General features: G+C 64.9%; 12 protein-coding genes. 1 reads left to right on the top strand and 11 read right to left on the bottom strand.

What is annotated here, in order from left to right:
- Positions 1 to 12 precede the first annotated feature (12 nt).
- The 5 genes from ABLG96_RS20660 to ABLG96_RS20640 all read right to left on the bottom strand — a co-directional run bounded on the left by ABLG96_RS20660 (position 13) and on the right by ABLG96_RS20640 (position 8538).
- Positions 13 to 1005 carry an ABC transporter ATP-binding protein gene (locus tag ABLG96_RS20660; RefSeq protein ID WP_353651609.1) on the bottom strand — a complete coding sequence of 331 codons (993 nt, stop codon included), beginning with the start codon at positions 1003 to 1005 and terminating at the stop codon, positions 13 to 15.
- A gap of 125 nt (positions 1006 to 1130) precedes the next feature.
- On the bottom strand, positions 1131 to 3101 hold the full coding sequence (locus ABLG96_RS20655; protein ID WP_353649184.1) for a dipeptide/oligopeptide/nickel ABC transporter permease/ATP-binding protein: 1971 nt from the start codon (positions 3099 to 3101) through the stop codon (positions 1131 to 1133).
- Positions 3098 to 4057: an ABC transporter permease gene (locus ABLG96_RS20650; RefSeq protein WP_353649183.1), complete on the bottom strand. Its 960-nt coding sequence runs from the start codon at positions 4055 to 4057 to the stop codon at positions 3098 to 3100. The genes ABLG96_RS20655 and ABLG96_RS20650 overlap by 4 nt, the downstream gene beginning before the upstream one ends.
- A 95-nt stretch (positions 4058 to 4152) precedes the next feature.
- The gene (locus tag ABLG96_RS20645; protein ID WP_353649182.1) at positions 4153 to 5808 is read right to left on the bottom strand and encodes an ABC transporter substrate-binding protein; all 1656 of its coding nucleotides are present in this window, start codon (positions 5806 to 5808) and stop codon (positions 4153 to 4155) included.
- A gap of 234 nt (positions 5809 to 6042) precedes the next feature.
- Positions 6043 to 8538: a sialidase family protein gene (locus ABLG96_RS20640; protein WP_353649181.1), complete on the bottom strand. Its 2496-nt coding sequence runs from the start codon at positions 8536 to 8538 to the stop codon at positions 6043 to 6045.
- Between the two features lie 384 nt (positions 8539 to 8922).
- On the opposite strand from ABLG96_RS20640, the gene ABLG96_RS20635 reads away from it, so the two are divergent.
- Entirely contained in the window at positions 8923 to 9678 is a 756-nt protein-coding gene (locus ABLG96_RS20635) for a FadR/GntR family transcriptional regulator (RefSeq protein WP_353649180.1), read from the top strand.
- A 127-nt stretch (positions 9679 to 9805) separates the two neighbouring features.
- Here ABLG96_RS20635 and ABLG96_RS20630 read toward each other — a convergent pair whose 3' ends face one another.
- From ABLG96_RS20630 to ABLG96_RS20605, 6 genes are all read right to left on the bottom strand, one after another.
- Positions 9806 to 10411, bottom strand: a complete 606-nt coding sequence (locus ABLG96_RS20630) for a hypothetical protein (protein ID WP_353649179.1) — start codon at positions 10409 to 10411, stop codon at positions 9806 to 9808.
- Positions 10412 to 10554: 143 nt separating this feature from the next.
- The gene (locus ABLG96_RS20625; RefSeq protein ID WP_353649178.1) at positions 10555 to 11124 is read right to left on the bottom strand and encodes a thermonuclease family protein; all 570 of its coding nucleotides are present in this window, start codon (positions 11122 to 11124) and stop codon (positions 10555 to 10557) included.
- On the bottom strand, positions 11124 to 11435 hold the full coding sequence (locus tag ABLG96_RS20620; protein ID WP_353649177.1) for a hypothetical protein: 312 nt from the start codon (positions 11433 to 11435) through the stop codon (positions 11124 to 11126). Before ABLG96_RS20620 ends, ABLG96_RS20625 begins: the two co-directional genes overlap by 1 nt.
- Before the next feature lie 450 nt (positions 11436 to 11885).
- On the bottom strand, positions 11886 to 12623 hold the full coding sequence (locus ABLG96_RS20615; protein WP_353649176.1) for an SDR family oxidoreductase: 738 nt from the start codon (positions 12621 to 12623) through the stop codon (positions 11886 to 11888).
- Positions 12624 to 12638: 15 nt separating this feature from the next.
- Positions 12639 to 13502 (bottom strand): SDR family oxidoreductase, encoded by an 864-nt coding sequence (locus tag ABLG96_RS20610; RefSeq protein ID WP_353649175.1) that lies wholly within the window; start codon positions 13500 to 13502, stop codon positions 12639 to 12641.
- Positions 13503 to 13952 carry a hypothetical protein gene (locus tag ABLG96_RS20605; protein ID WP_353649174.1) on the bottom strand — a complete coding sequence of 150 codons (450 nt, stop codon included), beginning with the start codon at positions 13950 to 13952 and terminating at the stop codon, positions 13503 to 13505.
- Positions 13953 to 14038 lie beyond the last annotated feature (86 nt).

Raw genomic sequence — 14038 nt, 5'->3', positions numbered from 1 at the left:
GGCAGCGCTTCGTCAGCCGGTCAGGGATTCTTCGGGTGCCTCTCCCGGCCTGGTCAGTTGGTGGAAGCAGCGCACTGTCCTCATCGGCATCCGGCTGAGTACTTCGACGGGCGGCATCGACGTGGCGCACTCAGCGCTGGCCTTCCAGCAGCGTGGATGGAACGGGCAGCCGCTTGGTGGGTGCACGGCCGAGGGCACGGGCCCGTCGAGGGGGATGGGATGGATCTCCTCGATGATGCTGGGGGTGGCGGAGAACAATGCCCGGGTGTACGGATGCCGGATCCCCTGTGGAATGTGTTCGCTGGGAAGCTCTTCGACGATCCGGCCGAGGTACATCGTCACGATCCGATCGCTCATCCGGCGCACGGTCTGGATGTCGTGGGAGATGAACACCAGCGCCAGGTGCAGCTCTTCCTTGAGTTGCAGCAACAGGTTCAGCACCTGTGCCCGGACAGAGACGTCGAGCGCGGAAGTGGGTTCGTCGGCCACCAGCAGGGACGGGTTCAGAGCCAACGCCCGAGCAATCGCGACCCGTTGGCGTTGCCCGCCGGACAGTTGCGTCGGGAGGGCATCGGCGGCGCTGAGCGGAAGGCCGACGAGGTCGAGCAGCTCGCGCACCCTGGCGTCGCGTGCGGCCGTGTCGCCCACGCCGTGCACGGTGAGCGGATCCCGGATGATCAGCCGCACCGGCAAACGGCGATTCAGCGCGGTGGAGGGGTCCTGGAAGATCATGCCGACATTGCGTCCGAACTCGACGCGCCGCTGTTGGGCGCTCATCTCCCAGAGAGCGTTGCCCTTGAACAGGACGCGGCCCTGCGCTGGTTGCTGGAGACCGACGATCGTCCGGGCGAGCGTGGATTTCCCGCAGCCGGACTCGCCGACGATGCCCACCGTCTCCCCGGCGCGCACGGTGAGGTTCGCGCCGGTCAATGCATAGACGGTGTCCTTGGAGAACAGCTGCGATCCGTTGATGCGATGCCGGACATTGACATCCTGCAGCTCCATCACCGGCACGCCGGACGGATCGTGGCGCGCGAGGACGTCGTGGAGATCCTGCGCGTCCGGGTTGACGGTGCCGTCGTTCGTTGCGGTGGCCGGGACAGCGATGGACGGATTGTACGGAGCGGGGTTCATACGAGCACTTTCATCCTTCCGGGGCGGTCGGGAGTGCTTGCGGGGTGGTGGCAGGCCACGAGATGGCCGTCGGGTGCCTGCACGGCCGGCGGCTGTTCGGTGCGGCATTCTGCCGTGGCCATCGGGCATCGTCCGGCGAAGCGGCAGCCGGGCGGGAAGTCCGCCGGTGAGGGCACCACTCCCTTGACCTGGGTGAGGGTGCGGTCGCCCACCTCCAGCGACAGCACTGCCGACAGCAGTCCTCGGGTGTAGTGGTGCTCAGGTCGGCCGATCACCTGGTCTATCGCGCCGGATTCGACGACCCGGCCGCCGTACATCACCACGATGCGGTCGGCGATGTCGGAGACCAGGGCGAGATCGTGCGAGACCAGCACCAGTGCGAAGCCGAGCTCGTCCTTGAGTCGCAGCAGCAGCTTCATCACCTGGGCCTGCACGGTGACGTCCAACGCGGTGGTCGGTTCGTCGGCGACTATCAGCTTGGGTTCCCGGGAGAGCGCCATGGCGATGAGCACACGCTGGCGTTGTCCGCCGGACAATTCGTGCGGGAACGCCTTGAGCGTCCGTTGGGGGTCGAGGTTGACCAGCTCGAGCAGTTCCGTTGCGGTGCGTTTGCCGCCGCGGCGGATGAACTGGCCCAGTTGTTGCTTGATGGTCATCGCCGGGTTCAGCGAGGACAACGCGTCCTGGTAGATCATGGCGATCCCGCGGCCCATCAGGGCGCGGCGCTGTGCCGGGTTGAGCGTCAGCAGATCGCGGCCGTCGAAGGTGATGCGTCCGCCGACCTCAGCGCCCCGCGGCTCCAGGCCCATGATCGCCAGTGAGGTCAGCGACTTGCCGCAGCCGGACTCGCCGATCAGTCCGAGCACCTCGCCGGGCCGGACGTCGAAATTGACCCCGTCGACCACGTTGACTCCGTTGTGGCGACCGGCGAACCGGATGGTCAGATCCTGCACGCTCAACACCGGTGCTATGTCGGAGAAGTCGCGCAGCCGTGGACGAATCCGGTCGGCGGCCTCGGCGAGGCCGGGAAGTTCCACCGGCGCTGCCGCTCCCGTCTGTTCGACGGCGTCGATCTCTTCTGCGACGGCAGCTACCTTTGCCGCCTTGGCGGCTTTCGCCGATGGGGCGGCGAGGGCGTCGGAGATTCCTTCGCTCAAGATGTTCAGGGACACCACCGTCAGGAAGATCAGCAGTCCCGGGAATGCGGTGGCCCACCAGCCGCCCAGCAGTAGAAGATCCTTGCCTTCGGCGATGACGCTGCCCCAGGACGCGAAGGGCTGCTGCACGCCGGCACCGATGAAGCTGAGCGACGCCTCGAAGACGATCGCATCGGCCACCAGGACGGTGCAGAACACCAGGATCGGAGCGGCGCAGTTGACCGCTACGTGGCGGACGAGGATGAAGAAGGAACGGGCTCCGATGATCTTCTCGGCAGCGACGTAGTCCTCGCCGTACTGGGCCAGGACGTTGGCCCGGACGATCCGCGCGACCATCGGCGTGTAGAGGAAGCCGATCGCGATGATCAGCACCGGCAGGGATCGTCCGAAGACGGCGACCAGGACCGCGGCCAGTGCGATGCCGGGGAAGGCCATCACTATGTCCAGCAGTCGCATGATGAGTTCGTCGATGATCTTGCGACTGGTCGCTGCCACGGCCCCGATGACGGCGCCGGCGACCAACGCGATGGCGGTTGCTCCCAGCCCGATCGCGAGGGACCAGCGGGCACCCTGCGCCAACCGGGCGAGGATGTCGCGTCCTTGACCATCCAGACCGAACAGGTGCTGGGCGCTGGGGGCCTTGTCGGCGCTGACGGTCTGCAGGTTGGGATCGATGCTGATCAGCATCGGCCCGAACAGCGCGCCGAGCACGATCAGGCTGATCACGAGGACGGCGATCCAGCCGACGGCGGTCAGCCGACCCAGTCGCATGCCGGGTGTGGAGAGCTTCTGTGCCAATTGGGATCTCATGCGTGACTCCGAAGCCGCGGGTTCGCCATCAACGAGAGGACGTCCACGATCAGGTTGATGACGACGAAGCCGAGGGCGATGGTCAGCACCGCGCCCTGCACGATTGCGGGTTCGTTGTTCTTGACGGCCTCGATCATGACCTGGCCCATCCCGGGCAGGTTGAACAGTTGCTCGATGACCACGGCGCCGCCCATCAGGTAACCGATCCGCAGACCCAACACGTTCAAGGGATTGATCAGCGCGTTGCGCAGCACATTGCGCCCGACCACCACGATCGGTGGCAGACCGCCGCCGCGGGCGGTGCGGACGTAGTCCTTGTCCAGTTCTTCGACCATCGACGTACGGATGATCCGGGTCATCTGGGCAGCGATCGGCAGGGCCAGGGAGATGGAGGGCAGGGTCATGGTCTGCAGCCAGCCGCTGATGGAATCGGCGGGGTTGACGTACCGGCTCGCGGGAAAGATCGCGTGGTCGATCGCCAGCCACTGCACCAGCAGCAGTGCCACCCAGAAGGACGGCGCCGCAACGCCGAGCAGGGTGACGATCCGGATCAGCTGGTCGGGCCACCGGTCGCGGAAGATCGCCGAGACGATGCCGAACACTGTGGCCAGCACCAGAGCGATGATCAGACCCAGGAAGGTCAGCTGCAGAGTCAGCGGCAACGAGGTTGCGATCATGTGGGTCACGCTCTCGCCGGTGGCAAGGCTCTTGCCCAACCTGCCCTGCACGAGTTGCCCGAGGAAGTCGAAGTAGCGGACGAAGAACGGATCGTTGAGCCCGTTGGCCTCACGGAACTGCGCGAGCTGGTCGGGGGACACGGGCGCATCGGCGAACACGGCGATGGCCGGATCCGTGTCGGAGAACTGCATGACGGTGAAGACGAACAGGATGATCCCCAGCACCAACGGGATGAGGAAGATCAACCGGCGACCCAGGAGGCGCAGCACCACGGCCATGATCCGGTTCTCCTTTCAGCAGATCGCAACGTCGGATGGGGCGAGCGCCGGCCGCACACGTCAGCGGCACGGGGCGCTCGCCCCCCGTTGGACGGTCAGGCGGTCCGCTTGGCCTTGGTGAGGTTGAGGCCGGGGATGTCCAATGGCTGCAAGCCGCTGAGCTTGGTCGGGTCCCACGCGGTGAACAGCTGCATGTGCATCACCGGGTAGATCACCGCCTGCTCGGCGATGAAGTCCATGGCCTTGTCGATGAGCTGCTTGTGCTTGGTGGCGTCGGCTTCCTCGAGCGCTGCCTGCAGCTGCTGGTCGAGTTCCTGGTACTCCGGAGTGTCGCCCCACTTGTTCCACGGCAGGAACGGCGTCGACTTCGAGTAGAACCACCGGATGTTGAGGTCCGCGTCCGCGCCGAACTGGTTCGGGTTACCCGAGAAGGTGAGCGCATCGGCAGGATCTCCCGCCGCCACCTTCGAGTTGAACGCGGCGGTCTCCTGGACATCAAGGGTGGTGTTGACGCCGATGGCATCCCACCCTTCCTTGATGGTGTTGACCGCGATCTTGGTCCAGGAGATGTTCGTCGAGAGCAAGCGCACCTCGAGCGACTTGACTCCCGCCTCGACCAGCAACTGCTTCGCCTTGGTCGGGTTGTAGTCGAACTGTGTCGCGGCCTTGGCGTAGTCGGGGCTGGCTTCGTGCAGGAATCCGGTGGCGGGCGTGCCCTTACCGGCGATGGCGACGTCGATCAGCTTCTGGGTGTCGATCGCCATCCGCAGTGCCTGACGAACGCGTTCGTCGTCGAACGGCTTCTTGCTCGTGTTGAACGCCAGGCCCAGCAGATTCATGCTGTCGGCGCCTTCGACGGTGAGGCCCTTGGCCTTGAGCGCATCGATGTTGTCCTGGGGGATGTTGTCGCTGACCTGCACACCGCCGACCCCGGAGGTGAGTAGACCGACCCGAGCAGCAGCGTCGACGGACACGTTCCACTGCATGGTCTTGAAGGCAGGCTTGAGGGGCCCGTTGTAGCCGTCGTGGGCGGCGAACTTGGTGAACGAGGTATCCTGGTGGCCGGCGACCTTGAACGGTCCGGAGCCCAGCGCGTTGGCACCCAGGTTGAAGAAGTCGTCAGCCTGCCCGTCGAAGTGGTGCTTCGGAATGATCTTGACGATCGAGAACCGTTGCACTGCGGCAGCGAACGGGAACTTCAGGGTGATCTTCACGGTGCTGTCGTCGACCTTGGTGACTTCCTTCAGCCAGCTGGCGAAGAAGGCGTTCGTCAGCACGGCCTTGTCGGTCGACAGGACGCGGCCGAACGAGTAGACGACATCCTCTGCGGTGACCGGCTTGCCGTCGTGCCAGGTTGCTCCGTCGCGGAGCTTGACCGTCCACTCGGTGGCGCCCGGGTCCTGCGGCATCTGTGCGGCCAGCGCGGCGAAGGGCTTGCGGCTGACGGCTTCGGCATCCCACAGGGATTCGTACACGTGGTTGTGCGCGGCCATCGCGAACGCTGAGCCGGTGTTCAGCGGATCCCAGCTGCTGTTGTTGTTATAGCCGATCACGGCGTCCACATTGTCCAGGCCCGATGCCGGGGTGCCCTGGCCGGCGTTGGAGCTGGACTCGGGACCACCGCAGGCCGCGAGGGAGGCCGTCAGAGCTCCGGCGACTGCGAGCGACCCACTGAACCGCAAGAAGGATCGTCTGCTCATGCCGGCGGCGGCGAGGGGGAGATCAACGGGGGTGGGAAGAGAACTGCTCATGAAGAACCTCCGGGTGCCTGTCGAGGACGGCCTTGTCCTCGCGGGGTAGGTGAGCTGGACGGGGGAGAGTTAGACGTAGGACATCCAACGTCGTATGCCTATGGGGACTGTGCCATAGCGGTAGGGGAGAGTGCAAGAGCCCCGCCTGAACAGATTCAGCACTTCACGCGCGTCACAGCGCCGCCGGACCGAATCGTGGTCCGGCGGCGCTGTGACAGTGGGTTTGCGGAAGGCTTAGGACTTGGATGCGGTGAGCCAGCTCAGCGGCACTCTGCTGAAGTTGATGCCGGTGTAGGGCTCTTCCCAGAACACGCCGATGTCGCCGCCGGGCAGTGTGATCATGCTGCTGTAGGCGTATCCGTTCGCTTTGAGCGTGCGGGAGTACTTCCAGGTGGCGCCGCCGTCCTCGCTCAGCCGGACGACGCCGTCGTTGCGGCCTGACCTGGTGGAGTTGGCGAACAGCATCCGGTCTTTCCCGTCGCCCAGGTCCGGGTAACTCAGAGCAGCTGGCTGGCAGAAGATGTCTGGCAAGGCCGCGTCGAACGTCACCTGAGACCAGCTCGCACCGCCGTTTGCACTGGTGGCGATGGCCACCTTGCCGGTTCCGCTGCTGTTGCGCATGAACATCCGGATGGTGCCGTCGGACTTCTCGGCTATGGCAGCCTCGTGCAGGCTCGCACCGGACGCGGTGGCAGTCTGCGACTGGATCGTTGCACCGCCATACGTGCGGCCGTCATTGGGTGAGGCGCCACGGTCCCAGGTGGCGCCGTTGTCGTCGCTGTAGATAGTCGAGGACGACAGCACGCCGTTACCGTTGGTGTAGTAGATCGGGAAGACCAGCCGGCCGGCGTGCGCGCCGTGCTGAAGTTCGATGCCATTGCCTGGAGAGGTCCCGATGAAGGTCATCCATGACTCCTTGACCTGCGTGTTCAGGTCGACCGGGTTCGACCACGTCACACCGTCATCGTCGCTGTAGATGAGTTTGAGGAAGAACGTGCGTGCCTCCAGCAGCGACTGGTTCGGGTCGGCGCCGTTCTTGAGGTAGATGTTGCCTCTCGCCGCCCCTGCCAGGGTCACGTTTCCGGCGGAGTCGACCGTATAGCCGGTCAGTGTTCCGCCACTGGTGTACACGGTGCCGTTGGGACGCAGGCTGTATGCGGCGCCGCCGGTGTCGGTCAGGACCTGATAGCCGTTCGCGTCGTACCCGGTACCGGCCTGGGCGTTCACCTGGCCGATGCCGCCGGGGGTGTGATCGACGAGCAGGAAGATCCGACCCGTTCCAGAGTCCTGGACCATCGCCGAGTCGATGGTGGACGCGCCGGCGGCGCCGGTTCCTGGGTAGTTGAGCAGTACCTGCGGTGATCCCCAGGTGGCTCCGCTGTCGGTGCTACGGCGAAGAATAGTGTTGATGTCGTTGGGGCTGTCGGCGGCAGAGGGGACCCGCTGATCGGCGGCGGCGAGGATGGTGCCGGCCTGGGTGCGGAGCAAGGCGGGGATGCGGTAGTTCTTGGACGAGGCGTACCCGTCGTCGAAGACGGACTGATAATTCAAAGCGCTCGCCCCGGAGATGTTCTTGACCTCGCTGTCGTTCAGTGTCGAGGAGTAGACGCGCACCCAGTTGATGGTGCCGTTGAAGTACCACTGCCCCCCACCGCTGTCGACATTCCGACCGATCCACATGCCGTTGAGACCGCTGATAGAGGAGAAGAAGCCCGCTGTGGAGACCCAGCCGACCCGGTAGCCGTCTGCGTACAGGTGGCCGCCTGTGGAGGTCATGGCGATCGCCACGGTGTGAACGGCGCCGTCGTTGTAGGAGCCGGGGACTTCGACCTTCGCGCTGTAGGTCCCGTTGCTGCGTGCCTCGTAGTAGAGGTTGCCGTTGTTGACCGACAGGGTGATGTTGCTGGACGGGTTCGTGGTGTTGGAGGCGCTCAGCAGGGTCTTGGTCACCGCCGTGCTGGTGGTGGAGAACTGGGCTGCGATGGTGCCGGACGACAGCCCGCTCACCGAGGCCAGATCGCTCGTCTTGTCCAGGAACGTCGACGAGCCGTTGAAGCTCTGGTTCACCGCGTAGCTCAGTAGAGTTGTCTGGCTCGGACTCAGAGTGAGGACATCAGCCGCGCTCAACGCGGTCGAGTAGACCCTCACCGAGGCGATCGTGCCACTGTAAAACCACTGGTTACCGGTGTCGTCGGCGTTTTTGCCGACCCACAGCCCGTCCAGGCCCGTGACGGACGAGAAGAAGGCGGTCGAAGTACCGGCGTAGACCTGGTACCCGTCGACATAGATGCGGGTTCCACCGGTTCCGACCGTGACGGCCACGGTGTGGAACTGGTTGTCGTTGTACGTCCCCGGCGCCGTCAAGTTGGTCGCGAAAGTCGTTGCGGCACCGACATTCTCGCGCACCTCGAAGTGCAGTGCTCCAGCGTTCACGGACAGCGTGATGTTACTGGAGGGATCAGCGACGTCCGAGGCACTGAGGATCGTCTTGGCTGCCGCAGTGCTGCTGGTCTTGAACCTGGCCACCACGGAACCGGTAGTGAGCGACCTGACACTGTTGAGATCGGCGGTGTGATCCACGAACTCGGAGGTGCCGTTGAAAGTGGTGCTGGACGAGTAGTCCAGCAGGGGCGCGGGTGGAGCCGCGCCCGCAACCAGCGGAAGAGCGACGGGGACCGCGGCGACTACTACGAACGCGGTCGCGGCGGAGATCAGGCGGCGCAGGAGCATGGATGATCCTTCGGAGGAGTTGAATTGGGCAGGCCGAATTCACCAATCCGCTGGTGTTCCCAGGACGACGATGGGCCGGACACGGGCGGATGGTGTGCAAGATGTGGGTCGAGCAGCCCCATCGGAGGGTGGCTCTTCGACCGAACTGTGTTGGCCGACTCGCCTCAGGTGGGCTTCGTCCCAATGCGTACGTCACGCGCAAGGGCGCCGTACCGTCCAGGCGATGAAGCGTGCGGCTATGCATGCAGGTGATCTCCCGGAAGCCGGCCCAGCCAGACAGTCCAACGACCAGCTGGCGAAAGTAGATGGCATCAGACGTATGACATCCAACGTCTGTGGTCTAGGGTTGAATGTGCCACAGCAGATCCACGAAGGGCAATAGCGATGACCCAACTGGCGTCAAGAGTCTCTCCCGCTCAGCGCGGTCCGCGGCATCCCCGCAAGGACAGCGTCGTCGAGCTCATCAAGGCCTACATCGTTCGCAACCAGCTACGCCCGGGGGACTCCATGCCCAACGAGCTGGAGCTTTGCGCTGAGCTCGACGTCAGTCGGGGAAGCTTGCGCGAGGCGATCAAGACGCTCTCGGCGTTGGACATCGTCGAGGTGCGTCACGGCTTCGGTACCTATGTCGGCAGCATGTCCTTCAGTGCTCTCGTGGAGTCGTTGGCATTTCGAAGTCTGCTCAGTAGCGCCGATGACCAGAGGGTGCTGCTTGATCTCGTCGAGGTGCGTCAGATGCTGGAACAGGGCCTGGCCGATGGCATCATCCGGGCGGCGGCCAGCGGCACCCTGAGTGACGAGCTACGCACAATCGCCAATGCGATGGCAACGAAAGCCTCTGCCGGAGAAGAATTCCTAGAAGAAGACCGGCAATTTCATCTACTTCTGATGGAACCTCTCGGCAACGATCTCATTGGGCAACTGACAGGGGCTTTTTGGGACGTTTTTGCCATCGTCGCCCCGGTTCTCGGCCCGGTTGATGACGATCTCCAGACCACTGCGCGGGCGCACGCACAGATCGTTGATGCTGCGGCCGCCGGAGATCTGGAGCAACTGCTGCAGGCCATCTCAAATCACTACGAACCTATCCGACGCCGGGTGCACGCTCTGTCCGACTTGCGTCGGCGCAGTGAGGTTTGAGAAATACCTTCTGTCTCCGCGCCTTCGAGCCCCTCCCGTCCGCCGCAAGCAAGCGCCGATAATAAATATTATGTCAACTAGTCTTGAATACTTTGCAGGACAACCACTCTCGCCCTCGGTTGTGCAGTCACCAGGTGCGTGCAGCCGGCGGCCGCCTGGCTGGCCACCAGTGCGACGAGAACGGGGAATGCTCTTGGAGTCCGGCGGCGAACCGCTGGATGTAATACGCATCGTTCTCGGGCGATCGCTTGATGTGGTCCCCAAGGTAGAGCTGCCGAAACTGGTCACCAGTGCCCTCTAGGACCTGGCCGCGCACGGCCGCCTTGCGGATCATCACACCGGAGGATGCACCCATCCTGCCGGCGCGCCCGTAGACGTACGCCGGTTCTTCTGCGTCGAAGAAATCCCACCCTGAGTTGAGATGGACGGCGGCCCCGATGACGACCATGCCGTCGTCCCGGGAGAAGGGCTTGGGGAATGTCGGGACGGCCCAGATCGCATCGTAGCCGGATTCGTCGTCGTTTTCCTGACGCACTGCGCCGGCGGGAGGTTTCGCTGCTCCGGCCGGCAGGGGCCGCGTCAGCGCCATCTTCTTGCGGGACTCGGCGTCTACGGCGTCCATGCCGGCGCGGATCACGGCCACCCGCCGGGCGGTCTCCGGATCCGCAAGCATGCGGTTGAGTCGATCGTTGCCGCGGACGAACGGTTCCGCGGTGCTGTGGTCGCTGGTCATGGGCGGGTCTCCTCTGCCAGGGGGAACATCGCTGCTGTCGTTGCGGTTACTGCCACTGCTCGATGCGGTGTCGGCGCAGGCACGGGCACTGTTGTACAACGCGTCGCCTGACCTCGATAGCGGTCTGCGCGCATTGACGCATCTCAGCACTCTCCCCACAGGCCCAGGTTCTGGTGGCGGGCGTAGTTCTGGAGCCGGACGTACTCGCTGCGCTGCTCGTAGAAGCTCGCGCCGTAGGTGTACTCGCGGGCGGCGCCTGCGCCGATCTGCTCGGCGCCCACGTCCAGGCCGCCGTGCCGGGCGTAAGCCAGGGTGCGGTCGTACTTGTCGGTGTCCGCCTGGCTGGCGTCGTGGGCGATCCGGATGGTCTGACCGTTCAGTGGCCGCAGGAGATCCCTGGCCATCTCAGCGCCGCACTGCGCCGGCTTCCCGTCGTGGGCCAGCTCGGGCGAGTTGATACCGATCAGCCGGACCCGACCGATCACCCCGTCGTCGCGTCGGACTTCGATGGTGTCCCCGTCGATCACCCGGGTGACGGTCACCTCGATACCGACGGCTGCCTCGGCCGCGTCCTGTTTCTCCGGGGTCGGGTCGTTGGCCATGCTGATCGGGATGAGGATCGCGCCGGTCAGCAACAGCAGGCCGCCCAGCACGCTGCCGAAGGTGGTTGAGGATCTCCGGATCACCCGCACCCTGGTCGGTTGCCGAACCATCACGAGTCCCGGTCGTCGTCGGTGGCGGGGTCCTGGCCGGCGAGGACCCGCAGCAGCACCCCGAGATCCTGATCAGTGACGAACCGGGACTGTTGCTTCACCCACGTCCAGAACATCTGCGAGGCGAACACTTCTCGCCGCCAGGCCGTCCGGTACGCCGCGTCACCCGCGGCCGTCCCGGTGTCCGGTGGGACCGGCTGACCCCCGACCGCCCCGATCCGGGTGGCCTCCCGGTTCAGCGCTGCGCTCGCCGCGGCAGCTTCACCGGCCAGCGACCGGCCCCGCTCGATCTCGTCGTCGTACTCGGTCATGAGGTCCCCCGACCTTCTCGACTACTGGTCGTCTTCGACGGTGAACGGCTGGGAGTCAAAGGACACCGGGCTGAGCGCCCGGTGAACAGTCTTCGTGCGCGCCACAATCGGAACGAATTCCCAGTCTAGCGATGCGGTCGTATCGACCGCGGTACCGGCCTTCGGCGATGACATCACGTCTCACCAGAGGCCGACCATCAACAGCGTCGACGAACGAGCAGCGGCCGCGTCGCGCACCCGACGGCGGTACCGGCGCAGCACCGCGCGGTGAACCCGCGAGCTTGGCGAAGCTGTCAATCCATCTCGCGGTCGAACCAGTCATCGAGGCCTCATGCGCCACATTCTGAAGGCCGAAGCACTGTCAGCTGACCTGGGGTCACCTGGCAGCTCGACAGCCGACATCGCAGTCTCGCTGCACGGCCAAATTACGGTCGTGCAGCGAGCGGGTGCCTACGCCTGCGCGGTAGGTCGCACCACCACTTCGCCGATGTCGACCCCGGATGGCTGTCCGATCGCGTACGCGATGGCGGAGGCGATGGCCGATGCGGGCATGGCGATCTTGTCGATGGTCGCCTGCAGCCCTACACGCACCTCGGGATCGGGGATGACGCCCATACCTTCGGTCGAGGTCATGCCAGGGGTGATGAGCGTGACCCGAAGGTCCGCGCCGGCTTCTTGGCGCAGTCCCTCGCTGATGGCGCGGACGGCCATCTTGGTGCCGGAGTAGACCGACATGGTCGGGACAATCCTGAGAGTCGCGGTGGACCCAACGTTGATGACGTGACCGGCGTTCTGGGCGCGGAACACCGGGAGTGAGGCGGCGATGCCGTAAAGGACGCCTTTGATGTTGACGTCGATCATGGCTTCCCAGTCGTCGACCCTGAGGTCGTCGATAGCGGAAATCGGCATGATCCCGGCGTTGTTGACCAGGACGTCCAGGCGCCCGTATGTCGTGGTGGCCAACGCGATGAGGGCCTCCATGTCGGCGCGTCGGCTGACGTCGGTGGGCAGCCAGACTGCCTCGCCGCCCGCCCCCACGATGCGCGTTGCCAGGGCCTCGAGTCGATCTGCCCGTCGGGCTCCGAGAACGATCTTGGCGCCGCGCTCGGCGAGGTGCAGAGCTGTTGCCTCTCCCATACCGCTGCTGGCTCCGGTGATGACCACGACCTTGTTGTTGATGTCATTCATGAGGTTCTCCTTCTCTCAGACCTGGGCCAGTCCGCCATCGGCGAACAGTTCAACCCCGTGGATGAAGCTGGCGTCGTCGGACGCAAGAAACGCGACTGCCTTGGCGATCTCGCTGGTCTGGGCTATGCGTCCGATGGGGCTTCCGGCGCCCATGCGTTCGATCCCGACCTGGACCTGGTCTGCGCCCTGTGCGCGGGCGAGGGCGTTGCGCAAAGATTCGGTGTCAACGGCGCCGGGACTGAGCACGTTGATGCGGATGCCGGTGCCCTTGATGTCCTGGATCCAGGACCGGATGAAGTCGCGGACCGCTGCCTTGGCGCGTCCGTACATGCTCATTCCGCGAGGGGGATTGATCGAGGCGGTCGAACCAACGATCACGACCGATCCGCCGGCCGACATGTGGGGGAGTGCAGTCTGGACGGTGAACAGGACGCCCTTGGCGTTGATGTTGAACGTGGCGTCGAACTCCTTCTCGGTGATCGCACCCAGCACCGAGTGGTACCCCGCACCTGCGTTGGCGATCACGATGTCGAGGCGCCCGTGCTTGGCAACCACGTCTGCGTAGACGGCAGCCATATCCTGCTCGCTGGAGACATCGGCGACCTGTCCCGTACAGGCAGGGCCGATCCTGTTGGTGGCGTCGTCGAGGGTGCTCTGGCGACGGCCTGTGATGACGACCGTGGCTCCAAGCTCGACGAGCTCCTCCGCAATAGCCAGGCCAATCCCTGAACCTCCACCGGTGACGACGGCGATCTTGTTGTTCATGTGCTGCATGGTTGTGCCTTTCGTAGGTTTCTGCGCACCGCTGCGTTCTGGTGGAACCTGCGCAGTGGGCGGTCGTGAGTGGGCAGGTCGCCGTAGTGGCAGCTGTCCGGCCAATCAGGCAGGCAGTTGCGGACTGCGCATCGCCGGCGCCGCCGCGTCATCGGCTCGCCAGGCCTGCCAGCCGCGGCACAGCACATAGGCAACCAGCGTTGCCACCACGAGGCTGCTGTCGCTGATGCTGTCCCGCACCGAGTCGGTAGCACCGAGGTTCACCAGAGCGAACACGGAGACGGCCGACTTCTGGATCAGCAGGAGTTCCCAGATGCCACGTTGCCGGCGAGGAGCCCACGCGAGCAGCAGCCACAATCCAGCGAAGACGAGGTAGGCGGTCGTGCGCCAGAACTCCGTCAACATGTACGCCTCGGGCGCGTTGGCGACCCGCGAGATCCCGTTGGCAAATGGAATGAGGGTCGAGAGTCCGGTGACGGCCATCAGCGTGCGGCCGGTATAATCCGCCCACCGTGCAGGGGGGGTGATGCTCTTGGAAGCGGTGAAGACTGACATGTCGATCCCTTCTTCGCGGCTACGGCCCTGGGCGGGCCACGGTCTCCCTCGGCTGGTGTCTCCGGTGTCAGGGGTTGTCCGCGATG

The organism is Nakamurella sp. A5-74, assembly GCF_040438885.1.
Lineage (GTDB): Bacteria > Actinomycetota > Actinomycetes > Mycobacteriales > Nakamurellaceae > Nakamurella.
This window is presented reverse-complemented; position numbering and strand designations above follow the sequence as displayed.